The sequence below is a fragment of the Pseudomonas sp. EggHat1 genome, from assembly GCF_014892995.1.
Taxonomy (GTDB): Bacteria; Pseudomonadota; Gammaproteobacteria; order Pseudomonadales; family Pseudomonadaceae; genus Aquipseudomonas; species Aquipseudomonas chaetocerotis.
The window spans coordinates 168990-195191 of the sequence record NZ_JACKQK010000006.1; the positions used below are offsets into that span (position 1 = coordinate 168990).

22 protein-coding genes are annotated in these 26202 nt (G+C 58.4%); all 22 read right to left on the bottom strand.

Features of this window, described 5'->3' with window-relative positions; genetic code table 11:
* Nucleotides 1–3: 3 nt before the first annotated feature.
* Nucleotides 4–591 (bottom strand): acetyltransferase, encoded by a 588-nt coding sequence (locus tag INS93_RS12230; protein WP_192982256.1) that lies wholly within the window; start codon nt 589–591, stop codon nt 4–6.
* Complete coding sequence (locus INS93_RS12235; protein WP_192982260.1) at nt 588–1604, bottom strand: MraY family glycosyltransferase; 1017 nt, start codon at nt 1602–1604, stop codon at nt 588–590. The genes INS93_RS12230 and INS93_RS12235 overlap by 4 nt, the downstream gene beginning before the upstream one ends.
* Nucleotides 1601–2563, bottom strand: coding sequence for a UDP-glucose 4-epimerase family protein (locus tag INS93_RS12240; RefSeq protein ID WP_192982263.1), 963 nt, complete (start codon nt 2561–2563; stop codon nt 1601–1603). The genes INS93_RS12235 and INS93_RS12240 overlap by 4 nt, the downstream gene beginning before the upstream one ends.
* Before the next feature lie 2 nt (nt 2564–2565).
* Nucleotides 2566–3693, bottom strand: coding sequence for a non-hydrolyzing UDP-N-acetylglucosamine 2-epimerase (wecB, locus tag INS93_RS12245; RefSeq protein ID WP_192982266.1), 1128 nt, complete (start codon nt 3691–3693; stop codon nt 2566–2568).
* Nucleotides 3686–4696, bottom strand: coding sequence for a nucleoside-diphosphate sugar epimerase/dehydratase (locus INS93_RS12250; RefSeq protein WP_192982269.1), 1011 nt, complete (start codon nt 4694–4696; stop codon nt 3686–3688). The genes wecB and INS93_RS12250 overlap by 8 nt, the downstream gene beginning before the upstream one ends.
* A 118-nt stretch (nt 4697–4814) precedes the next feature.
* Nucleotides 4815–5672 carry a dTDP-4-dehydrorhamnose reductase family protein gene (locus tag INS93_RS12255; protein WP_192982271.1) on the bottom strand — a complete coding sequence of 286 codons (858 nt, stop codon included), beginning with the start codon at nt 5670–5672 and terminating at the stop codon, nt 4815–4817.
* Nucleotides 5673–5680: 8 nt separating this feature from the next.
* On the bottom strand, nt 5681–8092 hold the full coding sequence (locus INS93_RS12260) for a hypothetical protein (RefSeq protein WP_192982275.1): 2412 nt from the start codon (nt 8090–8092) through the stop codon (nt 5681–5683).
* The gene (locus INS93_RS12265; protein WP_192982277.1) at nt 8093–9310 is read right to left on the bottom strand and encodes a glycosyltransferase family 4 protein; all 1218 of its coding nucleotides are present in this window, start codon (nt 9308–9310) and stop codon (nt 8093–8095) included.
* Nucleotides 9307–10611, bottom strand: coding sequence for a glycosyltransferase (locus INS93_RS12270; RefSeq protein ID WP_192982280.1), 1305 nt, complete (start codon nt 10609–10611; stop codon nt 9307–9309). The genes INS93_RS12265 and INS93_RS12270 overlap by 4 nt, the downstream gene beginning before the upstream one ends.
* Nucleotides 10612–10672: 61 nt before the next feature.
* Nucleotides 10673–12502, bottom strand: a complete 1830-nt coding sequence (gene asnB, locus INS93_RS12275; protein WP_264294426.1) for an asparagine synthase (glutamine-hydrolyzing) — start codon at nt 12500–12502, stop codon at nt 10673–10675.
* Nucleotides 12503–12601: 99 nt separating this feature from the next.
* The gene (locus INS93_RS12280; protein WP_192982285.1) at nt 12602–14062 is read right to left on the bottom strand and encodes an oligosaccharide flippase family protein; all 1461 of its coding nucleotides are present in this window, start codon (nt 14060–14062) and stop codon (nt 12602–12604) included.
* The gene (locus tag INS93_RS12285; RefSeq protein ID WP_192982287.1) at nt 14055–15305 is read right to left on the bottom strand and encodes a glycosyltransferase; all 1251 of its coding nucleotides are present in this window, start codon (nt 15303–15305) and stop codon (nt 14055–14057) included. The genes INS93_RS12280 and INS93_RS12285 overlap by 8 nt, the downstream gene beginning before the upstream one ends.
* Before the next feature lie 80 nt (nt 15306–15385).
* Nucleotides 15386–15898, bottom strand: a complete 513-nt coding sequence (locus INS93_RS12290; protein WP_192982289.1) for an acyltransferase — start codon at nt 15896–15898, stop codon at nt 15386–15388.
* Nucleotides 15899–15911: 13 nt separating this feature from the next.
* Nucleotides 15912–17000: a DegT/DnrJ/EryC1/StrS family aminotransferase gene (locus INS93_RS12295; RefSeq protein WP_192982291.1), complete on the bottom strand. Its 1089-nt coding sequence runs from the start codon at nt 16998–17000 to the stop codon at nt 15912–15914.
* Nucleotides 16997–17974: an NAD-dependent epimerase/dehydratase family protein gene (locus INS93_RS12300; protein ID WP_192982293.1), complete on the bottom strand. Its 978-nt coding sequence runs from the start codon at nt 17972–17974 to the stop codon at nt 16997–16999. Before INS93_RS12300 ends, INS93_RS12295 begins: the two co-directional genes overlap by 4 nt.
* A complete protein-coding gene (locus INS93_RS12305) occupies nt 17971–18924 on the bottom strand; it encodes a Gfo/Idh/MocA family protein (RefSeq protein WP_192982295.1) in 954 nt (317 codons plus the stop codon). Before INS93_RS12305 ends, INS93_RS12300 begins: the two co-directional genes overlap by 4 nt.
* A gap of 4 nt (nt 18925–18928) precedes the next feature.
* Nucleotides 18929–19435, bottom strand: a complete 507-nt coding sequence (locus tag INS93_RS12310) for an acyltransferase (RefSeq protein WP_192982298.1) — start codon at nt 19433–19435, stop codon at nt 18929–18931.
* A complete protein-coding gene (locus tag INS93_RS12315) occupies nt 19425–20498 on the bottom strand; it encodes a DegT/DnrJ/EryC1/StrS family aminotransferase (protein ID WP_226945491.1) in 1074 nt (357 codons plus the stop codon). Before INS93_RS12315 ends, INS93_RS12310 begins: the two co-directional genes overlap by 11 nt.
* Before the next feature lie 265 nt (nt 20499–20763).
* The gene (locus tag INS93_RS12320; RefSeq protein WP_192982300.1) at nt 20764–21999 is read right to left on the bottom strand and encodes a glycosyltransferase family 4 protein; all 1236 of its coding nucleotides are present in this window, start codon (nt 21997–21999) and stop codon (nt 20764–20766) included.
* Nucleotides 21996–23234, bottom strand: coding sequence for a glycosyltransferase family 4 protein (locus INS93_RS12325; protein WP_192982303.1), 1239 nt, complete (start codon nt 23232–23234; stop codon nt 21996–21998). Before INS93_RS12325 ends, INS93_RS12320 begins: the two co-directional genes overlap by 4 nt.
* On the bottom strand, nt 23227–25158 hold the full coding sequence (gene asnB / locus INS93_RS12330) for an asparagine synthase (glutamine-hydrolyzing) (protein WP_192982306.1): 1932 nt from the start codon (nt 25156–25158) through the stop codon (nt 23227–23229). The genes INS93_RS12325 and asnB (INS93_RS12330) overlap by 8 nt, the downstream gene beginning before the upstream one ends.
* Before the next feature lie 12 nt (nt 25159–25170).
* On the bottom strand, nt 25171–26187 hold the full coding sequence (locus INS93_RS12335) for a hypothetical protein (RefSeq protein WP_192982308.1): 1017 nt from the start codon (nt 26185–26187) through the stop codon (nt 25171–25173).
* Between the last annotated feature and the right edge of the window lie 15 nt (nt 26188–26202).

Consider the following 26202-nt stretch of genomic DNA (forward strand, 5'->3'; position numbering starts at 1 on the left):
ACCTCAATCCTTGGCAATCAGAGCCTTGCCAGGCTCGATAACTAAACCCGGCTCGATAACGACACCATATCCAGCACTGCAACCTGCCTGCAGCCAAGCAGCCGCGCCGACTGCGACTCCGCCAGCCAGACAGACACCTACACCAAGATGCGCATAGTCGCCCAAGGTCACATCATGGTCGGCCACCGCTCCCGCGTTAATGATCACCCCTTGCCCCAGCCGAGCCTCAGCCCCCACGACTGCCAGTGACATGATGGCTGAACCAGGGCCGATTGAAGCTGAAGCACTCACGCAAGCACGAGGGTGAACTACGCTGACCAACGAAATGCCGGAGGCGGTAATCTTTTCTTGCCAGGCACGGCGCAAGCCATTATTCCCAACTGCCGCAATAGCTCCGTCAGTCGCCCCTGCTTTTTCAGCCAAATGACTCAGGTCACCGACCACCGGCATGCCACAAACAAGGTTGATCTCAGGCCATCTATCATCGAGGAAAACCACCTGCTGCCACTCGCCAGAAAGTAACGCAGCCTCCGCGACGGCCTTGCCGTGACCACCGGCCCCAAGAACAAGCAATTTTCGCAACTGGCTCATCTACGCTCCAATTCGCCAGCACGAAACTTGATAGCCAGTGCTATCAGAGGCACGTAAGCCAACAATAGTCCGACCAAACCATCGCCGCCTTGCGCTACCCAAATTGCCACCGGCAACAGCCAGCAGAGATTGATCGCGGCTACCGCCAGAGTAACCGGCAAATGGCGACCGAACTGACGCGAAGCGTATTGATACGCATGGCTTCGATGAGCTTCATAAACCTTGTCTCCGCGCAGTAAACGCCGAAGTAGAGTAAAGGTCGCGTCCACAACAAAAACACCCAACAAGATCAGCCAGCCCCAAAGCAAGGACTGATCGATCCACGCCGCCTGCAAGGAAAGAACGCCAAGCACAACACCTAGAAAACCGCTACCAGCATCGCCCATGAAAATTCGCGCCGGCGGGAAGTTCCAGTAAAGAAATCCCACCACAGCAAACGACAGCAGCAGTGGCAGCACCGCTGCGTCGGCATGCCCCTGGAGGGCATATAACAGAGCGCCACCTACACAAACACAGATAGCTTCGATGCTGGCAATGCCATCGATTCCATCCATGAAGTTGTAAAGGTTGAGTAACCAAACCAGATACAAAGAGGCCAGCAAATAACCCAACCAACCAAAATCAATTGAGTGGCCAAGTATTGCCATCGGTGGTAGCCCACCGAGCCAGAAGAGTGCCCAAGCTGCAGCAGCGAAATGCCCGAGCAAGCGCCAGCGAGCGGCAATGTGCCCGTGGTCATCCAGGAATCCAAGCAATGCAATTGCCGAGCCCGCACCTAGCAGCGAGTAATAAATCTCAGTGGGTAGATCCAGACCTGCAGCGGACGCAACGCACAACCCCAGGAGGAATGCCACGACAATGGCGACGCCTCCTCCACGAGGCGTTGGTTGACTATGCGAGCTACGCGCGTTGGGTATATCCATCAGGCTGCGGGCCAGCGCATAGCGTCGCAGCAACGCTGTCAGCCCCCACGCCAAGACAGCAGTAACCACCATCAGAACCATAACTTTCATTTAGATATTTCTTTTAAATAATGCGCAGCAGTCTTGGCCAAAGCCTGATCAACGGTAAGAGGTGGAGTCCACCCCAGTTGTTCGCGCGTCTTGTCCATGCTGATCTGTAACGAACCGCACAGACGCTGGTTAAGCTGGCGACGCCCCAGCAAGATCGCAGCCCGCTCAATCAACGCCTGCGGCACTGGCAATAGCCTTGCAGAGCGCCCGAGAGCGGCGCTCAAACGTCGTAACAGCTCCGTGGTGGACAAATCCTCGCCGTCGCTGACCAGAAAACGCTGCCCGCTGGCCGCCGGATGGGTAAGGCACACCACCAGCAAGTCCACCAGGTTATCCAATGCAACCAGACTGCGGCGGTTGTCTATGGCCCCGAACGGCAACGGCACACCCCGCTGCAGCCAGCGCATCATGCTCAAGAAGTTGGCCTTGACCCCGGGACCATAGATCAAGGGCGGGCGGACGATGGCCACCTCCAGCCCTGTTTCAGCAGCAAGAGCCAGCAATTCATCTTCAGCCTCTCGTTTTGAGATGCCGTAAGGGTCCGTCGCATTCGAAACATCATCGGCTCTATAAGCCTGCCCCGGAAGAGTCTGCTCACCGTTGACCTTGATCGAGCTGACGAAGACGAAACGCCGCACGCCCGCCGCCACAGCCTGATGAGCAAGGCGTAGCGTGCCCTCGACGTTGGCTCGACGAAACTCCGCCAGTGGATCGGCAGCCTTTTCATGCATCACGTGCACCCGCGCTGCACAGTGAATGACTGCATCGACTTCCGCGAGCGCCTGCGACCAGTCGGCCTCCGCATCCAGCGACGGAGCCAGGCAGTACTCCACCCCGACAAGTGGAGCAACCGGTGCATTGCGCTGGGCGCAGCGCAACCGATGCACGCCATCGGCCAGCAAGCGCGCCTGTACGCCACGGCCGACGAAACCGCTGGCGCCAGTCAGCAGAACACGCATGTTCAGTCCTTGCGCCAGACGGTACGGTTCACGTAGTCGGTGTAACTGAGCACCACCCGCACCACTTGCAGCGACACTGGCCCGCCCTCGTAGTCGGGCACCAGCGGAATCACCCGCTTGCCGGCATGGTGCTGGCTGGTGATGACCTTGACCGCAGCCAGCACCGAGTCCTTCTTCAGCCCGCTCATGATAAGCGTGCCCTGGTCCATGCCCTCGGGCCGTTCATGGGCATTGCGCAGCGTCACCGCCGGCAGGTTGAGCAGCGAGGCTTCCTCGGTGATGGTGCCGCTGTCGGAGAGCACACAGAAGGCGTTCATCTGCAGCTTGATGTAATCGAGCAGGCCGAATGGCTTGGAGAAGCGGATCAGTGGGTGCTCCAGCGATTCGCCCAGCGCCTCCAGTCGCTTACGTGTACGCGGATGGGTCGAGACAATCAGCGGGAAGCCATATTCGTCGGCCAACGCTCGCAAGGTGGCAAGCAGATCGCGCAGGTTGTCCGGAGTGTCGACGTTCTCTTCACGGTGGGTGCTGACAATGAAGAACTTTCCGGCCTCGAGCTCCTCACGAGCAAGCACGTCGGAGGCCTCGATCTTCGGCCGGTAGTAATCCAGCACCTCATGCATGTGCGAGCCAGTCTTGATAATGGTCTCGGGGCGGATGCCCTCAGCGATCAAATAGCGACGGGCATGCTCGGTAAGCACCAGGTTGATGTCGGAGAGATGGTCGAGCACCTTGCGGTTGAGCTCTTCCGGCACACGCTGATCAAAGCAGCGGTTGCCCGCCTCCATATGGAACACCGGAATCTTGCGGCGCTTCGCAGCGATCACCGCCAGGCAAGTATTGGTGTCGCCATAGAGCAGCAACGCATCAGGCTTTTCCAGCTCGAACACGGCGTCCGCCTTGGCAATCACCTCGGCGATGGTCTGAGCGGCGGTCTCGCCGGCGGCACCGAGGAAGTGATCGGGCTTGCGGATCTCCAGATCGTCAAAGAAGACCTGGTTGAGCTCGTAGTCGTAATTTTGCCCCGAGTGCACCAGCACGTGGTTGACCTGGCGGTCCATCTCGGCAATCACCCGGCTCATCTTGATCAGTTCCGGGCGGGTTCCGACCAGTGTCATGACCTTAAGCATCGAGCTGCTCCTTGATGTAATCGAGCTTCAGCAGGAGCTCCTTGATGCCGGGTACGTCCAGACGATGGGTATTGTGTGAGGTGTAGTCGTCCAGCTCGGAGATCTTCTCCTCGCCCTCGACGAAGTATTTCTTGTAGTTCAGATCGCGGTTATCGGCTGGTATGCGGTAGTAGCGCCCCATATCCTCGGCCTTGGCCATTTCCTCGCGCGATACCAGCGACTCGTAAAGCTTCTCGCCATGCCGAGTACCGATGACTCGCACCGGATTGTCATGACCGAACAACTCTTTGAGCGCCTGGGCCAAATCTCCGACGGTTGAGGCAGGTGCCTTTTGCACGAACAAGTCGCCTTGTTCGCCATGCTCGAAGGCATGCAGCACCAGATCGACCGAATCCTCCAGCGACATCAGAAAACGTGTCATCTGCGGGTCAGTCACGGTCAGCGGCTCACCGCTGCGCAGTTGGTCGATGAACAGAGGGATCACCGAACCACGCGAGGCCATCACGTTGCCGTAGCGCGTGGCACAGACCACGGTGCCGCCCTCGGGAATCATCCGCGACTTGGCGACCATCAGTTTCTCGGCCATGGCCTTTGAGATACCCATGGCGTTGATCGGGTACACCGCCTTGTCGGTCGAGAGCACCACCACACGCTTTACGCCGTTGGAGATAGCGGCATTGAGCACATTCTCGGTACCGTTGACGTTAGTGCGCACCGCTTCCATCGGGTAGAACTCGCAAGAGGGCACCTGCTTGAGCGCCGCCGCGTGGAAGATGTAATCAACACCGACCATGGCCTGCTTCAGGCTGTCGTAGTCGCGAACATCACCGATGTAGAACTTGACCTTGTCATTGGCCAGGGCAATGCGCATGTCCTCCTGCTTCTTCTCGTCGCGGGAGAAGATGCGAATCTCACGCACATTGGTATCGAGGAAGCGCCGCAACACCGTATGCCCAAAGGAACCGGTGCCACCGGTGATCATCAATACCTTGTCGTCAAACATAAAACCTTCCAGGCCACGGGCGCAGGCTTGTGCATGCGCGACTATTGTAATGTAGTTAGGCTCCACCCTACGGGAGTGGGGCTGATGCGAGGGAGACAATCATCGCCCAACGCCCTTGTTACCGTTGCTCGTGCATCCGACGAATCAGCTCGGGCCAGGCCGGAGCCAGATACCCTGTAGCTGCGGAGAAACGTGAGCCGTTCAGGGAACGGTCTATGACCAGTGTGTCGTCGGGTTGAATCTCGATTGTCTTGCGATATTGCGCCGCCACCAACTGCAGCAGGTCCAATTTGGCGATGGGCTCAGCGGCGACATGATACAACCCGCTCAGCTCAGGGTGTGGCACCACAAAATCTTTCATTACCCGAGCCAGCTCGACCGTCGGCAACCCCGAGAAAATGGCCCGTGAGAAACCCTTCACCGCCCCTTGCTGGGAAAGGAACCAATCGATCAGCGCGTAATTCGAACTCAGCTCATGACCAATGATAGAGGTACGCAAGGTAATCGCCTGCGGCTGATCATTGAGCTCACCGATGAACTTGGATTTTCCGTACAGGTCCTCGGCGTCGGAAAGATCACTTTCCAGATAGCCACCCTTGCGGCCTGAAAACACACAATCGGTGCTTACGTGAATCAATCGCGCCCCGGCCAGCGCACAGAGACGAGAAAGACGATGCGGCAGCATGGCGTTTATGGGCAATGCCGTGAGAGGGTCCTTGGCATCAGCCAGTTGCTTGATCAGGCCCACGCAGTTGATCACTACATCTGGCCGCACCTTGCCCAGGACGGCAATCAGCGTGTCCTGATCCAACACATCGACCCCTGGCATCAAACGCGCCTGATCGGCCTCTACAAAGAACTTAAGCCCCGAGCGGTTGCGTAGGGTTCCCCAGGTTTCATATTGAGCCTCCTGGGCGAACACCCGGAATACCGCGCTCCCCAACATACCCGTTACGCCCAGAACCAGAATCTTCATCGCTTGTGTTATCCGTTTTTGGTGGGGGCAATTTCTGCTGCATCCGTGCCAGATGCATCCAGACGGAACAACCAGGCTACTAGCACACCCCATAGAAAGAACGTAATGATACCGGGATATGGCTGACGCATCCCGACCTTGAGGCTGTTGTCTGCCAGCAAAAGAAACACTACGACACCAGCAACACCCAATGTAGCCGGGTGATTCCATAGCACTCCAAAATGACGCAGGAGCCGGTGTAACGTCCATGCAAGCAGGCTCAGTATCGGCAAAAGCGCCAACAGGCCAAAGTTATAGGTGAAGTCCAGATAATAATTATGGGCACTGGGGTAGCTGTTGCGATCTGGGGCGTTGAGATGCCCCAACAGCAGTGAGTAACCACTCTCACCGATCCCGGCCAGATAGTAGCGCCAGTAGACGATACGTTCCTGCAGGTTTTTCGGTCCACCGCTCTCTATGTCAACACCGAATTTTTGCGCCAGAACGTGAGCGTTCGCAACGTAGTAAAACCCGAGCACCAGGCTTATCAACACCAGTACAAACACCCATGCCGAGCGTCCCGACGAGACGCGCAGGTAACGCACTGAAAAACAGGCCGCACCAACCAATAGAAGGGCCATTGCAAGCATTGCCAAAGAAAGCGCTGCATAAAGCCCCATCAGCAGCGAAAGCAGCAGAAGCCAGGGCTGCATACGCGGGCGCTCCCATAAAGCGAACAGCGCAATCAAAAATCCCCCGACAAACAATACCGGCACATACTGCAGATGCTGATAGATACTGAATAAAAAAACCGAAGGAGACAGATAGCTCAAACCAGAGCCAAGCGTAAAGGCCAACTGCAAGGGGATAATTACCAGTAACATCCAGAACAACACAAGCCCCAGATAATTCAACGCCTCGCGACGACAACCAAACTGCTGCCCCAGGACAAGCGCGAACATCGGCAATATATACTGGATCAATAGGATCAACTTGGCTCGTTCGTAAGCACCATGCTCCGAGGCAAGCAATACCGTACTGAGCAACATACCCATGAACGTCAGGAACACCACCACCAGCGTACCCCGCGCCCGGGCATACCCTCCCAACAAAACGATCCCGGCACAACACGCAGCAATGGACAGAGGTAAAGGCAGCAACGACAAATTGCCCTCGCTATTGAACTGGCCGGATATATCGCGAAACAAACCGTTCGATAGCTGAAAGAACACCGGAACAAACACCAAGAATGCGAGTACCGGCAATACCCAGTGATTGATTCGTGACATAAATTCCCTATCCATAAACAAACCCTTGGCCTCACTGGCATAGAAAATCAGCGAGAGCAGCGCGCCCAACAAGTACAGGGCGGCCAGCGACTCGATACCCAAACCATAATAAAAAAATGGCACGCAACTGATCAGCAGCACATTAGCGAGCATGTCCGAACCAAATACATCCTGCCCGGCACTATTCTGAAGAATCCGCAAGCGAATCCGTTGTGCCAATACCATGACCACACCACCAATAAGCGAACAACCTACGGCAAACCAGAACAGGTTGCCTTTACCTGTCCAGTCGAGTGCGGCCGGGAATACGAGCACAACACCTGATAACGCAATTCCTCCGGACAACGACAGTGCACAGGCAATCGTCAACACTGTCGGCAACAGAGGAGCGCCGCCAGCATCCCGCTCGGCTTTGACCAGGGTAGGCCCGAGGACCTGCGAAAAGACCGCCCCGAGAATGCCGCCGAGGGCAAACGCGGCAAACAAATCCCCGGCGACCGGTTTACCAGTCAGGTGCAGAATGAATAGCCGAAATACATAGACGCAGACACCGATAACTGCGGTGGAGCCCAGGTGCGGCAACATGCTGCGCACAATGAGCATATTGCGGTGACTACTCCACGCCGAATGAAGCAAGCTCCCACGCACACTCCAGAGCAGAGGAGAGAATGCCCAGGCCGCCAAAACGGCCAGCGAGAATGGCGCATCAAATCCCAACGCCAGAAGCAGACCCAGGCTTAATGCGCCCTGGGTCAGGAAGAACCGCAGCACCAGGTTGCCGGACCTGTTGACCTCATGCTCACTGAGAAACACCTCAGCGAGCCACTCACAAGCGCGGCGGCTCACGAGCAGCAAGGCAATCGGCCATTGCACGTCCACGACCCCCACACTGAGCGCGAATGCCAGAACAAAGAGCGGGGCCAGCATCAGGCTGCGAAAACGCAGAATATCAACAGCACCAATCTGGCTACCGCCGATAATCAAGCTACGAGCATTACCGGAGAACGCATAAAACAAGGCGACAGTAGCGCCGTGAACGATCCCGAAATCAGCCGCCAGCTCGGATCGTCCCAAAAGACTCAAGCCGATCATCACCAACATCATGGCAAATGTGTTGGCCATGAATGCTGCGGGAAACAGGTACAAGGTCATTTATTTACACGCCTGCTCTAGTAACTCCGTGAGGCGGCGGGTTTGCATTTGCATTTCAAAATGCTCAGTAAAATATGCCTGCCCGGAGCCTCCCATTGCGGCGCGAGCTTCAGCACTCAAAGCAAACATGCTGCGAATGTTCGCGACTAGCGGCAGCACCTGCCCGGCCGGAGATGCCAACCCTGCTTTCGCCTCATGCACGACACGCGCTCCCTCGCCATCAAGGGCTGCAACTATAGGCCTACCAGCAGCAAGATAAGCCTGAATCTTGCTGGGTATGGTCTGGGCAAATATGGGTTCTGCATTAAGGGAAACCAGCAGCGCGGATGAACGCTCGAAGATCGATGGCATGGCCTCCATGGGGAAGCGCCCAGGAAGGATCAGATTATCCAGCCCGTGGGCCTGCTTTTGTGCCTGGAGCCAGGGCAAGCGACTACCGCTGCCCACCAACACCAGGCGAATATATGGGTCATCACGCAGATGAACAGCGGCTTGAACCAGGGTTTCCAGGGCCTGAGCCGTCCCGAGATTGCCGGCAAAGGTCACGCAAAAGTGATTATCCAGGGTCTCGATCAAATCCTCTGGGATGCCGACTACGCGAGAGGCTTGGGCGTCAATGGAATTGGGGTAATAAATAATTTTCTGACGTTCCGCATAGCGGGCGACCGGCTCGACAAAAGCCCGGGACTGCACCAACAGAAGGTCGCAGCAGCGATAGATGGCCTTGACCATCCAACCTACTGCCTTGAGCACACGAGGATTACTGATGAACCCGGTGGCGGCAAGACTTTCTGGCCAGAGGTCCTGCACCCACAGCGCCAGTTTCGCCCGCTTCAACCACTTGAGCAGGATCGCCGGGATCGCCTGGGTGATCGGTGATGGAGCGAATACCAGGATGGCGTCGAACTCACGACCACGTAGCATCCAGGGTAGACACAGCAGACCGCTGAATACAAAGGACAGGTAATTGAGGATCAGATTCTTCGCGCCCCCCTGCCCACGCGGCCACAGCGGCACCCGCAGCACCTCGATACGCCCCAGGTACCGTTCACGCTGGGTACCCGCAGCACGATAACCATCGAAGACCTTGCCGTCGGGATAGTTGGGCTTGCCGGTGGCCACTATCACCTCGTGGCCCTGCTCATCGAGCGTGCGCACGATGTCGTTGATGATGAAGCTTTCCGGCCAAAAGTACTGCGACAGTACGAGAATCCTCATAGGCGATCGCCATCCTTGAGGGTTCTCACGTGATCCAGTAGCACGGCAGCCTGGACGCTGCGTCTGAACGGGTCAAGGTAGTCCATATTCGGTTGCACCTTGGCCGTTTCACCCTGAACGGCAGCAAGCAGGCGCTGCCTAATTCGCGCAACGTCAGCGGCATAATGGGTGCCGACAGCTGCTTGGCGCAGCATGTCCGCTACCAACATGTCGTCGGTAACACCCACGGCCAGCACCTCAGTGCCAGATATCAGGTACTCGAAGATCTTGCCGCTGACCACCCCCTTGGTCGAACCGACACCATCAGCTACTGGCTGCGAACCGAGGAAAAGCAGGAAGTCAGCGCTCTTCTGTACCGCCAGGATTTCCTGCCGAGGCACCTTGCCGCCGAGTCTCACGAAAGGCGCCACAAGCGGATCGCGGGCAACTGGGAAGTCGTCCAGCGCGGCATAGTCCCCATAGAAAGAGACGGCCAGGTCGCCCTCGGCCAGCAGCCCTTCAGTCACCAGTTGACGAATTGCCAAAAACAACGGGGTTGGATTCTGCAGGCCCGGCAGGATGCTCCCGGCATAGACGATGTTCACCTTCGCCGGCAGGCTGACCCGAGCAGCGTTGCGGAACACTTCAACCTCGTTATCCTCGAAGCCGTTGGGCAGTTCCAGGTAGTTGCGCGGACCATGCAGTTCACGCAACTCCTGCAGCAACGGCGCATTGATCGAACAGATAAGGTCGGCGCGGGCCAGTACCGTGCGCTCGTGCCGGCGCTCGAAGGCCCGCACCGGTGCACAGCCGGGAAAGATCGGGTTGCCAGCCCACAGATCGCGATAGTCGGCGACCCAGAACAGCTGTCGATTCGCCTGCTTGATCAAGGCCGCCGCAGAGTGCGCGGTGTACGACGGTACCGTCGAATAGAGCAGGTCGAAGTGCTGTTCACGCAGCAGGCTCCGCCCGACCAGCGCCGCGCGCGGCCACCAGAGCACCCGCGGATCGAGGTAATTGCTCAGCAGCCGGCGCTTGAGCCAGTACTGGAAGGACAGCAGCGCCCGGCGCCAGCCCTTCACCCCCTTGGAATAGCCTTGGACACCACCTGCCTGGCCGCCGCGAATCAGCCAGGGGGCGATCTGCTGTACGTGAATACGCGGATTGTCTCTGAGTCCGGCAGGTAGCTCCCCGGTGAAAGGCATGGTCAGCACATGCACGTCATGCCCCTGGCGAGACCAGTGGTTAGCGAACGCGTTGACCCTGAGCACGCCAACGGAGGTTTCCGGGCCAAAGTAACTGGAAATAATGAGGATCTTCACGCCACACGCCTAACTGATGAACAACCGAGGGTAAAAGGATTGATGCCGTCCATCGGACGGCCTAGTCCATGAACGTGCGATACCAACGACAGAAATTGATCCAGCGCCAGACCTGCCAGGAGAACGCCTGCCGGCCCGCCACCACGCGGTCGAACTCGGCTAGCATGGCTGTCTGATCGAGGAACGGTAGCTGCAGGTCTTCGACAAGCCAGCTGCGCACCTGGCCGGCCATGCCCAACAGCCATTCCTGTTCGGGCGTGGCGAAGCCGATTTTGTCGCGGCGGTCGAGAATATCATCCGGCACTATTCCTCGCATGGCTGCGCGGAAAATGTGCTTGGTCTCGCCCTGCGGGGAAATCAGGTAGGACTCGGGCATCGACAGCGCCAGCTCGACCATGTCCAGGGTGAGAAATGGCACACGACTCTCAACCGAGAAACGCATCGAGTTGCGATCCCCATGGCGTAGCAGCGCCGGTAGCCCGCGCTGAGTGAGGCACAGGGCCAGTTCGGCCATCACCCGCCGCCCGGCACTGCCGGCCTGAGCGCGCTGGCGCGGGTAGCGACGGATGATACCGCGCTCCTCCAGCGACGCCGAACGAATCCAGTGCGGCAGGCTGTCCATACCGTTGAACCGGCGCAGGACATCGTAGAGCGCGCCCTGACTCATTTCCGCCGCCGCGCGCTTGGCTCCGCCCATACGGCTGCGCCCCGGCCAGCGCGCCCACTGGTCGAGAAAGTGCCAGGCTTCGGCCAGCCGGCCTTTTTCCAACAGGCTGCGCAGGCGCTGCCCCGGATAACCGTTATAGCCGGCCAGCATCTCGTCGGCGCCCTGTCCGTCCAGGGTCACGGTCACACCCTGCTCGCGGGCCAGTTGGAATACTCGGTACTGAGCGTAGATGCTGGTACTGCCGAAAGGCTCGCCCTGCGCGGCGATCATGTCGTCCAAATCTCGGGCCAGTTCGTCGCCGCTGACCTTCACCTTGTGCGGCCTGGCCCCGACATGCTGGTTGACCCGGTCCACCCACACCTCTTCGGACATCGCGCTGCCATGGGCGATGTAGCTGAAGGTGTTGATCGGCAGGTCCGGCTCCACATGGCGCATGGCGCAAACCACCGCCGATGAATCAATGCCACCGGACAGCGCCGCGCCCAACGGCACGTCGCTGCGCAGATGCAGGCGCACGCTGGCCAGGAAGCGCTCGCGCAACTGCTCGGTTGCATCGGCAAAGCTGAGGTCGCTGCGTTCCTCGATGCTTGGCGTCCACCAGCGCTGCGGCTCACCCAGCGCACCAGAAGTCAGATCCAGCTCAACCAGGTGGCCGGGCAACAGGTGCAGCACGCCATCGAGGAAGCTGTGCGCGCCACTGTCGTAGTCGGCATGCACCAGGTAGTCGTAGGCGCGCTGCCAGTCCAGTTGCACCCGCTCCTGCTTGAGCGCCTTGATCGCCGCCACCTCGGAGGCGAACAGAAAGCTGCCCTGCTCACGGGTGTAGAAGAACGGCTTGACGCCAAAGGCATCGCGCACGCAGGTCAGGGTACCCCGCGCGCTGTCGAACACCGCAAAGGCAAACATGCCCACCAGCCGCGGCAGGCACGCGCGCCCCCACTGACGCCAGGCAGCCAGTAGCACCTCGGTGTCCGAACCGGAGACGAAGCGATGCCCCAGCGGCTCCAGCTCCGCGCGCAGCTCACGGTAGTTGTAGATCTCGCCGTTGAAGACGATCGACACGGCCTTGTCTTGCGACTGCATAGGCTGATGCCCTGCAGCAGAAAGATCGATGATCGACAGCCGTGTATGCCCGAGCGCAGTCACCCCGCCCCGGCTTGTGTACAGCTCGTAGCCATGGTCATCCGGGCCGCGCCTGTGCATCGCCGCCAGCGCCTGGGCCAACCTCTCATCCAGCGTGGCCGGCCGGCCAGGCCACCATCCCCCCGTGATACCGCACATGACTATCCAATCTCCAAAGACAAGGCGATCCCGCCTTGCAAATCACACACGAGCAGAGCCGCCCACGCGACGTCTCAGTTGCTGCAGCACGGCCCGCAGGTCCGCCAAGGGCAACAGCCCGCACACCACGACCAACCCCAGCAGCACACACATCAGCAGGCCCTTGAGCAAAAGCGTCAGAGGCAGCGCCAGACCCATTGCCTCAAGCTGCACGCCCGCCCCGGCGCACACCACGAAACCCAGGCTCGACAGCAGCAACGCCCGCCAGGCATAGGGAATCCTGTACAAACGTTGACTGAGCGACAGCCAGCAAAGGAAGAACAGCGAGGATGCCAGCAAGGTGGCTAGCGCCGCCCCCCAGATGCCCCACAGCGGTACCAGCAGCCAGTTACCGGCCACGCTGGCCATCGCCGACAGCAGCGTCACCCAAAGCTGCCAGTGGGTCTTCTTCGCAATGGCGATGCCTGGCGCGAAGATGTACATCTGCGAGAGCAGCAGCGACGGCGCCAACACACCCACCAGCGCCGCACCGGCCATGAACTCGGGGGTGGCGAACAGCATCAGCAGCTCGCGGGCGAACAGCGCCAGGAACAGGCAGCCGGCCAGTGCCACCGCCATGAACCAGCTGAACAGCCTAGCGATCTGGCCCGGCGTCTGCGGCTCGCGATAGTGCTGGTAGACCAACGGCGTCAGCGCCGCCTGAATCCCCAGGATCAGCAGTGCCGCCAGGCCGGCGATACGACTACCGATACCGAAATGCCCCACATCCTCCAGGCTGCCGAAGTGATTGAGGGCAAAGCGGTTGATATACAGACTGATGAAAACCGCCAGGCCGGCCGGCACCAACGGTGCCGAAAAGCGCAGCATGGCGCGCAGCTGGCCCGCATCGAACAGCCAGCCGAAGGTCCGCCGTAGTAGCCACAAACACAGCAGGCCGGCCAGCAGCGCCGCTATTAGCTGGGCCAGCATCACCCCGACCAGCCCGAGGCCCAGCCACAGGCAGAAGACCAGGGCAAACAGCAGTGTGAACACCGCATAAGCCACGCTGGCCAGTGCATAGGCCTTGCTGCGCAGCTCCCAGCGGAACTGGTTGAGCAGCAGGTAATAGATGCCGTTGACCGCAATGAAGCCGACCCCCAGGCGAAACGCATCGAGATACCGGGCATCCCCCAGGACCAGCGCATTGAGCTGCGGCGCAGCCAGCAGGCCGATCAGCAGAAACACCCCATACATCAGCACGCTGAACCACAGGCTGGTGCTGGCCAGGCGCTTGCGCGCAGCCGGCTCGGGTGCATCGGCCCAATAGCGCGCCAGCCCCTGGGTAATCTCCAGGGCCACCACCAGATTGGCCAGCGCCCCGATGGTAATCAGCAGGTCATAGGCGCCATAGTCGCCCGGTGAAAGCACGCGGGTGTAGAGCGGCAGCAGGAAGATCGCCAGGCCCTTGGACAGCACCGACGCCAGGCCATAGACGAGACTGTCGCGCAGGACAGCCTTAAGCATTTGCCTGCTCCTCGTCCACTCCGGCAAACTCGACCAGGGCACTTTCCAGCCAGGGCTTGTCCTGCACCTGCAAGGCACTCGCGCCGAAGTGCTCAAGCAGCAACGCCACCAGCTTTCTGCTGCGTCCCTGTGGTAGCCCGCATCCGCTTAGATAGCGCACCGCAGCAGGATCACACCACCACTGGCCGGGAATATCGTCATTCAGCAACTGCAAATAGCGCCCCGCTACGCCCGCCAGGCTCCAACGAGACAGAACGAACTGTCGCGCCTGCTCACCCAACTGCAGACGAAACGCCGAGTCCACCACCAACCGCTCGATGGCCATTTCAAGATCATCCGGCGCAACAAACAGACTGGGAGGAACATCGACTGAGTCAAGACACTGGTCGATCACCCCGGCAAAGTAACCTCCGACAACGGCCGGCTTGCCAAAGAAAGCCGCTTCGGTGGCAAGAGCCGCTAAAGGTGTGTCCGCGTACAACTGATCGACAACGAAGTCGCAGTGAGCCAGTTCCTGCAGCACGACCTCGTTCGGCATGCCCTGAACTTTCACCAATTCAATCGAATGTCCTTTGCGCCGCAGCCGGTCCAGCACCTCAAGAATCTCGGCCGTGCCCTTGACCAGAGGGTTCGACGGCCCGTGCAGCACTCTTACAGGGCCCGGCCTGCCAGCATGCTGCGGAGCAATCCCGGGGCAGACAGGCAATGCCTTGGGAATGCCCAGGGCAAACCAGTTAATGTACGGACGCTCATGAAAGTGCGCCGTTGCGGGTGAATTAACCAGATAGTCGGCATAGCGCTCGTGCAGACGGAGCTTTCGCTTGCAGCGGCGGACAGTACTCAGCAATCTTGTAGGTAAAGGCAGTTCATCTGCCACCCGGCCAGGAAACCAGCCGCCATCCATATAGGGCGGCCGACTATCGCTGCCGGTGTAAACGAACACGATCTTTCGCCCCAGGCGCCTGAGCAACCAGAGCTCAAAAGCCGAGTTGGTAATGGTCTGGCCGTAAATGAAGATGAAGGCATCAAAGCGGGTAATAACCCGCAGCAGTACGAGCCACCCCCACAGGTCATGCGCAGCCACCAGCAGCAATTTGCGCAGCAGGTTAGCGCGCGTTGTCGCATTGCGGGCAGCTCCAATCCGTTGCCATGTCCTGACCAACCACGAACGGGATTCATCGCCATATTTGAACGGATGGGCAATGGAGAGCATGAGCTGTGCATCGACATGCAACGCACGCAAGCCCTCCACCAGAGCGCCTGCAATACCTGCGATCTCTACAGGCCCGACAAATACCCGTGGTATCTTTTGCCCAGTAAAACTCAAGAGCGTCCCACCACCCGACAGGGCGTACCAAAAGCCTTGCTGCCTGCCGGAACATCTTTCAGCACCAAGCTATTGGCACCGATGACCACGCCATCGCCAATGGTCACACCTTTAGCGATCACGCTATTAGGGCCGATGTAGCAGTTGGAACCGATGCGAGTCGGCGCGGTAACTATCGGGGCCTTACCACCGCTCAGAGAGCGCTCCACCGTATCGTGGGTATAGATCTGCACACCGGCCGAGATCGAACAGTGCGAACCAATCTCCAGGCCACCGCCCGATCCATCCAGCAGGGTGAACGGCCCGATCCAGGTGTGCTCGCCCACGCGGACATCACCAAACACCAGACTGCTGTCATAGATCGAGGTGCCCTCGCCAAAACCTAGCTCACGGGCCTTTTCCCAGCGATCCACGATGTAGTCGGCCAGGGGCAGAGTGCGCTTGAAACGATCGTTCACCTCACGCCGGCGTTCCAACCAGAAGCGCTTCAACTGGTTAAGCAACTCCACCCTCGGTCCTCCCTCAACGCAAAGTGGCACGCACGGCTGAAGCCACTGCGTCCACGTCCAGCCCAGTAAAGCAGGGAAAGGTTATGGTAGTGGCTTCGAGTTTTGTCGCCGTTGGTTGCGCATCACTGTATTTGTTCAGGAAGTAGCTACCTGAACTCAGGGCATAGGTACCAATGGTTGTTTCCACCGTGCCACGCAGATCCGCAATGAGCCGGTCCCGATCACATCCTTCGGGTACCCTGAACACCATCGACTGCACGTTGTAGGCTACGCAGGGGCCAACCTTCTGCGCAACGAAACCCAGCTCGGAAAGCTGCTCCACATATTGGTCACGGATGCCGTTACGTTCTCGGACGATGTCATCGATCTTTGCCAGCTGCTTGCGTCCCATCACCGCCTGCAGTTCGGACAGGCGGAAGTTGTAGCCGTAATCGACAAAATCCAGCGCCATGCCCTTCATGCCGGAGGCGCCATGCGCCAGCTTGACGGCAAGCCATTGCGCCCACTCGTCGCTATGAGTCGTGATCGCACCGCCCTCCCCCGTGCTAATAAGCTTGCGCGGATGGAAGCTGAAGCACGTCAGGTCGGCAATGGCGCCACAGCGAACACCATTCTCCGAGCTGCCGATGGCACAGGCGGCGTCTTCGATCAAGGGTATGCTCCGCGACGAGCAAATGCGCTTGATCTCAGTAATGCCGGTCGGATTGCCCAGCGCATCGACGAAGATGACCGCCTTGGTACGCGGACCGATCAGGGCATCGAGCACTTCGGGACGCATGTTGAAGGTTTCCGGGCAGACATCGGCGAATACCGGTCGTGCGCCCAGATCCTCGATCACGTTAGCCGACGCTGGGAACGAGAAGTCGGAAACGATCACCTCGTCGCCCGGGCCGACTTCCAGCAACTTCAGGCACATCCAGAGCGAAGTGGTTGCTGAAGTGGTCAGGAAAGCATGCTTGGCGCCGGTATAGGCAGCCAGCTCGGCCCGAAACGCTTCGACATGCTGACCTCGGGTGAAAATGCCGCTATCGAACACATCGCGGAACTCGGCTTCGACTTCATCGAAGCCGATATAGGGTCTCATCAAACGGATCTGGCTCATGCGCGACTTCCGATCAGATGGGTGTACCAGTCCAGGGTTTGCGCCAGGCCCTGCTCGAACGGGGTCAGCGAATACTGGATCAGCCCCTTCACTCTCTCGTTGCTGGCGTTGTGCGAAAGCACGTCGGAATGACGCGCAGGCTTGCGCAAGATCTCGCCGCTGTAGCCGTAGTGAGCGCAGATGCGCGGGATCAGCTCGTTGATCGAGATCTGGTTGTCGGTGGAGATGTTCACCGTTTCGCCAGACGGCAGCACGGCATGCAGCTTGACCACGGCATCCACGGTGTCATGGACATAAATGAAGTCGCGGCTCTGAGTGCCTTCGCCATGAATCTCCGGGGTGCCACCCGTGAGCAGGCGCACGGCGGTGATCGGGATCACCCCGGCCAGCATGCCCTTGTGGTTCTGCCGTGGCCCGTAGTTGTTGAACGGACGGACGATGTAGGCATCCAGGCCGAACATGCGCACGTAGCTTTCCACCGCCAGGTCGGCTGCTGCCTTGCCGGCGGCATAGGTGGTAGTGGGGTTGCGCGGATGGGCCTCGTCCATCGGCTCATACACCGCCGAGCCGTACACCTCCGAGGTGGAGAAGTGGCAGAGAGTCTTGAACAGCCCGCGACGCTGCAGCTCGAGCAGATTGAGTACCACCTTGACGTTGGTGTCGAAGGCATTGGCCGGATTGAGGAAGGAGTAGTTCAACGCCTTGGTTGCGCAGTTGAACACCACGTCGATGGCGTGGTTGGCGAAGATGTATTCCAGGCTGGTGCTGAGTTCGGCGTCATCACGGTAGAAGGTGACCTTGCCGCTGGCCAGGGCCTCGACCAGGTTGTCTTCGGAACCGACGAAGAGGTTGTCGATCACCACCACGTGAGCGGCACCTTCGGCCAGCAAGCGGTCCACCAGGTGGCTGCCGATGAAGCCGGCGCCGCCCGTGACCAGAACACCCTTGCCCGCAAAACCTTCTCGAATCGTCATGCCTGAACCGCCGCCTGAATTTGTGCACATATCTTCATTGCGTCGACGCCAGCGTCGACCCCCGGAACCTCGCCAGCTGCCGGTTGACGGCAACTGGCCATGAATGCCTGCAGCTCGGTCAGCAGGGCTTCCTGCGGCGGGACGGCGACAGCCTCCTGGATCGCCGATATGGCATAGGGCAGGCTACCGATGTCACGCGCCTCGGACTGGCGGTTGATCAGGATTTCCTTACGCAGAAGGTCACAGTCGACGAACATGTCGACGCAGGTGCCTTCGATCTGGCGGATTTTCTTGTCCGTCACGCGGCTGGCCTGGATGCGCGAAAACTGGCCGTTCTCGTGGGTGATGAGTGCCGAGGCGAAGTCGATCATGTTGCCGTGTGCGAAGCCGTGGGCGGCTACCGACTGGGCCGGGCCGTTGAGGTACAGGGCCAGGTCGATGTCGTGGATCATCAGATCGGTGACCACATCGACATCGGTGATGCGCGCGCTGACTTTGTTGGTTCGGGTGAAGTCCAGGCTGATGACGCGTTCGGTACGGTCAAGCACCGTCTTCAGCGCCTGCACTGCGGGATTGAAACGCTCAATGAATCCGACCTGAACGTTGAGCCCCTTGTCCCTGGCAAAGGTCGCGATTTCCCGCGCTTCATCCAGGGTGGCGGCCAGCGGCTTCTCGACGAAGATGTTCTTCACATGGGCTGCAGCAAGGCGAATGTAGTCGGCGTGGGTCACGGTTGGAGTACAGATCACCACTGCATCGACGTCGGCCAGCAGCGGTGTCGGGTCGACCACGCCCGGGATGCCATGCGCCTCGCCGGCCCTGGCGGCGACTTCGGCATTGGCATCGGCGACAAAGGCCAAGTCGACCCCCTTGAGCATCGACAGTACGCGCAGGTGGTTGCGCCCCATGTTGCCGAGGCCGATCAGACCTACCTTGAGTACTTGTTGCATAACGTCAAACATCTCCGGAAACGCGGTTACCTTCGCGGTCGATACGAGCCACCGCACGTGCGGGGTTGCCCATGACCAGGGTGTAGGGCGCAACGTCCTTGGTCACCACGCTGCCGGCGGCGACCATGGCGAACTCGCCGATGGTGATGCCGCATACGATGGTGGCGTTAGCGCCGATGCTGGCACCGTCGTCGATGCGCGTCGGAGTGATCTTCCAGTCGGCATTGAAGGCGCGCGGCACCTTGTCGTTAGTGAAGCAGGCATTGGGCCCGACGAACACGTCGTCACCGATCTCCACGCCGTTGTAAACCGAGACGCTGTTCTGGATCTTGCAGCGGCTGCCGATCTTCACTGCGTGGTCGATGTAGACATCCTTGGACAGGATGCAGCCCTCGCCGATCACTGCGTTCTCGCGGATCTGTACGTTGATCCAGATCTTGCTGCCAGCACCGATGCTGGCCTTGTCCGAAACGTTGGCGCTGGGATGGATGTAGACGTCGTTAGCGGACATTGCCACCTCCGAGAACCGAACCGACCACTTCGACCACGCGCAGTTGCTCGGCTTCCGTCATGTAGGGGAACAGCGGCAGGTTCAACACCGAGGCGCACAGCTGCTCGCCGACCTGGCCACCAAAGTGGCCCTTGATGTAGGCTGCAGCGCCCGGCTGACTGGACATGACGCTGGGATAGATGTTGCCAAAACCAATACCCTCGGCCTTGAGGCGGGCCTCCAGGCTGGCCTTTAGTGCGGCATCCGGCACCAGGCAGACATTGCAGTAGCCGTTTTCTTCATAGCCGGCAGGCGCATTCATCAGCTGGATGCCGGTGGCCGGCAGGTGCTTCTGGTAAAACGCCACGGCTTCGCGGCGCGAGGCGACCCGTGCCTCGATGTGATCCAGCGCCAGGTTGAGGAAGGCCGCCTGCAGCGAGTCCAGGCGCGAGTTCCAGCCCACGTCACCGTAGCCGTAGTGAGCAGTGCGGCCATGGTTGCCCAGGCGGCGGACCTTGTCGGCCAACACGGCATCGTCGGTGAACACTGCACCGCCGTCACCGGCAGCGCCCAGCACCTTGGCCGGATAGAAGGAGGTAGTGGAGATGTGCGCGCCCTTGTAGATGGGCTCGCCCTGATAACGGGCGCCAAAGGACTGGGCGCCGTCCTCCACCAGCACCACGCCCTGGTCGCGGCACAACGCACGCAATTCGAGCAGGCGGGCAGTGCCCCAGCCATACAGGTGCGCCACCAGTGCCGCCTTGGGCCGGGACTCGCGAATGGCCTGAGCAAAGGCATCGAAACACACGCCGCCATCGCTGAGGTCGGCGTCCACCGTCACCGGCTTGGCGCCGACGTTCACTACCGCCTCGAAGGTTGCCCAGAAGGTCACGTTCGGCACCAGCACCACGTCGCCCTCGCCCACGCCAACCGCACGCAACGCCAGTTGCAGGGCGTCGGTACCGTTGGCGCAGCTCACCGCATGCGCGACCTGCAGCTCGGCCTGCAGACGGCTTTCAAGCGTAGCTACCTCAGCACCGCCGATGAATTGCGCGCCCAGGGTCATGGCATGGAATTTTTCCATCAGCGCCGCGTGGAAACCCGGCTCAAAGCGCTTGAGGTCAATAAAGGGAACGTTAATTTTTCAATCTCCTCAGAAACGCACTGCAGAAAACATGGCACAGGCCCAGCCACAGAGCGTCAATTCAGCGGCTGCCTGCCAACATATGCACCGTAGTGCCTCAAGTGAGCCGCCCAATTAAATGGCGTGACATTATGGAGATTTTCCTCTCCATTTCACACCATCTCTTGCGCGAGAAAGAAGACTGCTCAGCAGTCAATGACCGAAGCTAACGCGATGGCACCGAGTTCGCGACCTCAGCGAGGGTCGCCGCCATTCTCGCTCGGTTAACCTGGGCATTGAAATAAGCACGCACGTAGCGACCGCCGTTCTCTCCCATGACGCGACGCCGCTCCGGATCGGCCAGCAATTCCATCATCGCGGCAACGAGCCGATCTGCAGAGGGAGCAAATACAACACCCGCCCCCGAAACGCTGACTATCTCAGCAGCCTCACCCGAAATACCGCAGAGAACAGGGCACTCACAGGCCATGTAATCGAGCAACTTGGTGGGGATCGCCCCCCGGAACAGCGGAATATCCAACAGCGTGACAAGGCAAATGTCAGCGGCGCTGATATAAGCCCGTGCCATAGCCTTGGGAACCGACGGCAGGATCATCACATTAGCGAGACATTCGGCCTGAACCCGCGCCTCCAGATGCAGGCGCTGCATCCCGTCCCCCACCAATACGAACAGGACGTTATCATCCTCGCATCTGCATGCCGCATCGAGGATGAGGTCGAGGTTGTTAGCCTGCCCCATGGCCCCGAGATACAACACCACATTGCGCTCACCCCATCCATGCTCAAGACGAACCTTCTGCCCTGCACAAGGATCAGGAAACAACATCTTTAGATCTACACCACAGGTGATCACCTTCAGCTTTTTTGCAGGCCATCCTCGGCGCTCGATATCGTCATGAATACCTTGAGTCAGCGCAACGACCAGATCGCATTGATCATAGAGCACACGCTCCATCCACGACATGACGGCAATCAGCGCGCGGTTACGCAAAATCCCCATCTGCACCGCCGACTCCGGCCACAGGTCACGCACCTCAAAAACCATTGGAATACGTCGCAGCTTGCACACGAGCCAGATCGAAAACACAGGGAAGATGGGAGGTGAAGACGCCAGTAGCACATCCGGCTTATCGGAACGTAAAAGTCCGATCGGCGCCGTCAGAGAAAACGAAATGAAACTGATCAGGCGTCCCAGATAGCTGCGATGCAATTCGCTGTAGGTATAGGTCCGAATAACCTTGACCAGGCCGTCACGCTCAATACGCAGCAAGCGCTTATACCACGGTCGCTTTGACTGATCAGGGCGCATATAGCCGGTCTCGCCGGAGATCACTGTGACCTGATGCCCCTGCTCAGCCAAATGCTGCGTATATTCATAAATCAGCGAATGCCCTGGTGCAGAATGCCCCTGGTAATACTGATAAACCACTGCGATTTTCATGCAAGCGCCTCATAGATTTCCTTGAGCCGCTCTCCCTCACACTGCCAACTCAGCTGTTCGCGAACAACTCTCAGGTTATCGCGCCACGCATCAATCCGCTCACTGGCAGAGAAAAAGTCGGTGATGGCCTGCGCAATTTTCTCGGGCCTGGATAAATCGAACACCTGCCCAATGTCGTGCCCTACCACCAGGCGCCTGAGCTCTGGCAGATCGCTGGCCAGAATCGGCAAACCTGCAGCAATGAACTCGAATAATTTGTTAGGAGTGCAATAGAAATTATTCAAACAGATAGCCTGATAAGGGATAACTCCCGCATCTGCGGACGCAGTAATCGCAAGCAGGTCCGCCTGAGCCACAGCCGGATGAAAATGCACGCGCGCAGACAGCCGCCGCCGTGCGACCAATGCTTCAAGTGTTCCTGCCAGTTGACCATCTCCCAGCACAACCAAATGAACCGGGCAGTCCTCGAGCAACGCCATCGCCTCGATCAGTTCGACCAGATTACGCCCCGCCGACAGTCCTCCCTGGAACAGCAAAATTGGATGCTGCCGGGCTATGGAGAAACGCTCGTGCAGATACCAGGATCGAGCACCCAGCGGCCCGACACGCTCAGCGTTATAAATCACCTGCACGTCATCCAGTCCGTACCGAGCCTTCAGCTCACGCGCAATAGACGGGTTGACGGTGATAACACGATCACAAGCATGAATATGGCGTCGCTCGACCCTGGCCCAACTGATCTGCTGTCCCCGAGAAAACTCCTGCTCGCAATACAACTCATGACTGTCATAGACCAAGCGCGCACCGAACTCTCTGGCCAGCGTACGACCTACCACCAACATGGGCAGGTCATGCGCCACTACTACATCCGATTCGAAACGGCGACCGTCCGCTAGAAAGAGATTCAGATAGAAGCGCTCATGATCGACAAGAAACTGCCAGGCAAGAGATTTCAACCGCCGCATCAGCGCGCCATTCATCGCCAGGCGACGACGTACCAGGCGATAGCACGAAAGGACAATGTGCTCACGACGCACAGACGAACCTGCCGCCGCACCGATACGGCACACGCGCGGGTCGGAATCCACCCTGCCGTCATCCAACGGCATAGCCAGGATCACGACCTGCCAACCCGACTCCTCCAGGCTATCGGCCTGAAGGAGAATGCGGCGGTCGATCTGGCGATCATTGCACAGCATCAGCACACGACGGGGAGAACTCTTGCGCTCAGACACCACTAGGCTTCATATCCCCGTCAATGAACACGCGATGCCACAACTCAAGGTTAAGCAGGCCCCAGACCACGCGCCCGAACTCACTCTCGCTCGCCAACGCCCGTTCGACCGCCTCGACATTGAACAGCCCGCGCTCCCGAGCCCGCTGAGACAACAACGTATCCCTCACAAAATCGCGTGCCGGCCCTTTCGTCCATTGGGTCAAGGGCGTCGGAAAGCCCATCTTGTCCTTACGCTCGAAAATACTAGTCGGCACAGCACTGCGAATGGACTCTTTGAAGAGATGCTTCATCCGACCGCCCGCAAACTTGATGTTTGGTGGAACCGTGGCCATGAACTCAACGATGCGGTGATCCAACAGTGGAACCCTGGATTCGATAGAGGCCGCCATACTGGTACGATCCTCCACATGCAACAACGCTGGCAATGAGCCCTTGAGGTCGAAGTAGGTCATCTGGTTGACCAACGAGTGCAACTCATCGCGATTGAAGATGCGCTGGAAGGACTCGAACGGTGAATAGCCACACTGACCACGAATCGCATCCTGGTTGAACAGGTGACTCACCCCCCCGCTGCGATCTACGAGACTGAAATAACGTTGATCCCGCGGACCAAACAGACCGTCCTTCCATAATCCTTGCAGCATTGGCTGATAGGTCGCCAACAGGGGTAAGTTGGGAACGATCGACTCCAAAGAAACCGCGTAACGATTCTGGTCAGCCGTTTGATAGATCGCACCGGAGAGGCACTTCTCAAGGTAGGCTGCCATATAGCGAGCGTAACCGATGAACAGCTCGTCACCGCCTTGCCCCCCCATGACCACCTTCACATGCTGGCTGGCCAACCTAGAGACGTAGTACTGCGGAATAACACCCGGCCCTGCCAATGGTTCATCCATGTAATACATCAACCGAGGCAGCACTTCAGATAGTTCGTTACCTGCAGGAATATATATCTCGTTGTAAGCCGTACCGGCGAATGAGGAAACATCCTTGGCATAGGCAGTTTCATCGAACTGCGCCCCTTCGGCGAAGGCACCGGTGAAGGTCTTTATCTGCTCTCCATTCAACATCCGAGCGGCCAGGCAAACGATTGCGCTGGAATCGAGACCGCCTGAAAGGTGCGCGCCCAGCGGCACATCCGAACGCATATGCAAACGCACGGAGTCATCGATCAGCCCGGCCAGGGTATCGATGAAATAACGCTCATCATGCTCTTCATCGATGTGGTAATGCAGATCCCAGTACTGGCGGACCTGTATCCGAAGCTGATTCGACCCATCATATGTAGCCGACAGGCAATACCCCGGCTCCAGCTTCTCTATCCCCTTGAATAGCGTTTTCTCGTTCAAGCAAAACTGGAACGTAAGGTAATCCTGAAGCCCCTGCGTATTGGCCTGTGCCTTGACGGAAGGATCGGCCAGAATCGCTTTGATCTCTGAGGCGAACAACAGGCGCTGCCCATCAAAGTGGTAATAGAACGGTTTGATACCAATGCGATCACGTGCACAGAACAGTTTCTGATCATGCTTGTCCCAGATCGCGAACGCGAACATGCCGACCAATCGATCGACGAAGCTCTCGCCCCACTCCCGATAGGCGTAGAGCAACACCTCGGTGTCTGAGTAGCTATGAAGCGGATGCCCCTTGCCTACCAGCTCGCGCCGCAACTCCAAGTAGTTATAGATGGCACCATTGAACACCACGATATAGCGGCCGTCCTCGGTCACCATCGGTTGCTTGCCGTGCTCCGGATCAATAATAGCCAGGCGTACATGCCCCAACCCAACAGGACGGCGCTCATCCAGCCAAACCCCTTCACCATCGGGGCCGCGGTGACGGATGACTGCCAGCATATTCCTTAGCCCATCAGAAATTTCTTGCTTAACGCCAAAGCCAGATACAACACCTGCTAAACCGCACATACCAACCCCAAACTATTTACCATCCAATTTTCGGTACGCATTAAAGTAATCCTGAATACCAGAATAAGTACTTTGAATAGTTGCTCCCGGATAAAAATCAGCACCCTTGTACCGCCACAAAATCGGATTATATGTGTCCGTATATATAGCCTTGGAAAAATCGCACGTCCCGGCCTGCATAGATGAATAAGAGCAAAAATACAAGGCCCCCAGCGTTGGGTCTGCTGTATATTTGCCTGCAGGATAGTCAACCTCCACAACAGTGTGAGCAGCCTTTAAATTGGAAAGCGCACCGACCGCAGTCCAGTCATATTCACTCTCTATGCCATGCGCGAATATATAACTGTAATTCCCACAATGCAGAGAGCTTGCAGACTTCAAGCCCGAGACCAGGGCATCAACATCTCTTGCATCTGTTTCGGCCACCCCAATCCCATAAGGCGCAATCACAGACACACGATGGATATCACTTAAAAGCGAAGCAACATCCTCATCAACAGAGATTTTAAAAAATGGGGCAGCCGCCCGAAGCAGCAACCGGTCCTGCCCAGCACCCGACACATAATTCACACGAAACCTGGAAAACCGCGAAGGCGAATCAAAATTAATTTCCGAATAGAAAAACCCAGACAAAGACTTCACAGTAACAGGCTTTTCCTTAGCCCAGAGAACCTCGCCTGAGGCTTCATCTTCCCCCTCCACAAGACCTAAAACCTCGATAGAACGTGGCGCCTCTGCCTGTGAATACCACACAAGTTTCAAACTACCAAGCTGAGAGGCATCAGCAACATTGAAACAAAAGCTGGAGCCCTGCGCATTTACTGCCGCCACATAGTCATTCAGACTTGCAGTATCAAGCGCCTCCACACCATGTCCAGAATAATACCGAGAATCATTACAAGAATAAAAATCAACAGGCTGCTGCAAATTAAAGACAGAACCATCCTGATGCAGGGACTGGAAATAAATACCACTCACCACCCCAACACCAACCAGGAACAGAAGCACAAGAAGAATATATCGTTTCAAAACACTCTCCAGAAC

Bases quoted from the DNA above. Each gene is read 5' to 3' on its own strand.
- INS93_RS12230 (WP_192982256.1), bottom strand. From the start codon at position 591: ATGAGCCAGTTGCGAAAATTGCTTGTTCTTGGGGCCGGTGGTCACGGC.
- INS93_RS12235 (WP_192982260.1), bottom strand. From the start codon at position 1,604: ATGAAAGTTATGGTTCTGATGGTGGTTACTGCTGTCTTGGCGTGGGGG.
- INS93_RS12240 (WP_192982263.1), bottom strand. From the start codon at position 2,563: ATGCGTGTTCTGCTGACTGGCGCCAGCGGTTTCGTCGGCCGTGGCGTA.
- wecB (WP_192982266.1), bottom strand. From the start codon at position 3,693: ATGCTTAAGGTCATGACACTGGTCGGAACCCGCCCGGAACTGATCAAG.
- INS93_RS12250 (WP_192982269.1), bottom strand. From the start codon at position 4,696: ATGTTTGACGACAAGGTATTGATGATCACCGGTGGCACCGGTTCCTTT.
- INS93_RS12255 (WP_192982271.1), bottom strand. From the start codon at position 5,672: ATGAAGATTCTGGTTCTGGGCGTAACGGGTATGTTGGGGAGCGCGGTA.
- INS93_RS12260 (WP_192982275.1), bottom strand. From the start codon at position 8,092: ATGACCTTGTACCTGTTTCCCGCAGCATTCATGGCCAACACATTTGCC.
- INS93_RS12265 (WP_192982277.1), bottom strand. From the start codon at position 9,310: ATGAGGATTCTCGTACTGTCGCAGTACTTTTGGCCGGAAAGCTTCATC.
- INS93_RS12280 (WP_192982285.1), bottom strand. From the start codon at position 14,062: ATGCTTAAGGCTGTCCTGCGCGACAGTCTCGTCTATGGCCTGGCGTCG.
- INS93_RS12295 (WP_192982291.1), bottom strand. From the start codon at position 17,000: ATGAGCCAGATCCGTTTGATGAGACCCTATATCGGCTTCGATGAAGTC.
- INS93_RS12300 (WP_192982293.1), bottom strand. From the start codon at position 17,974: ATGACGATTCGAGAAGGTTTTGCGGGCAAGGGTGTTCTGGTCACGGGC.
- INS93_RS12305 (WP_192982295.1), bottom strand. From the start codon at position 18,924: ATGCAACAAGTACTCAAGGTAGGTCTGATCGGCCTCGGCAACATGGGG.
- INS93_RS12310 (WP_192982298.1), bottom strand. From the start codon at position 19,435: ATGTCCGCTAACGACGTCTACATCCATCCCAGCGCCAACGTTTCGGAC.
- INS93_RS12315 (WP_226945491.1), bottom strand. From the start codon at position 20,498: ATGGAAAAATTCCATGCCATGACCCTGGGCGCGCAATTCATCGGCGGT.
- INS93_RS12320 (WP_192982300.1), bottom strand. From the start codon at position 21,999: ATGAAAATCGCAGTGGTTTATCAGTATTACCAGGGGCATTCTGCACCA.
- asnB (WP_192982306.1), bottom strand. From the start codon at position 25,158: ATGTGCGGTTTAGCAGGTGTTGTATCTGGCTTTGGCGTTAAGCAAGAA.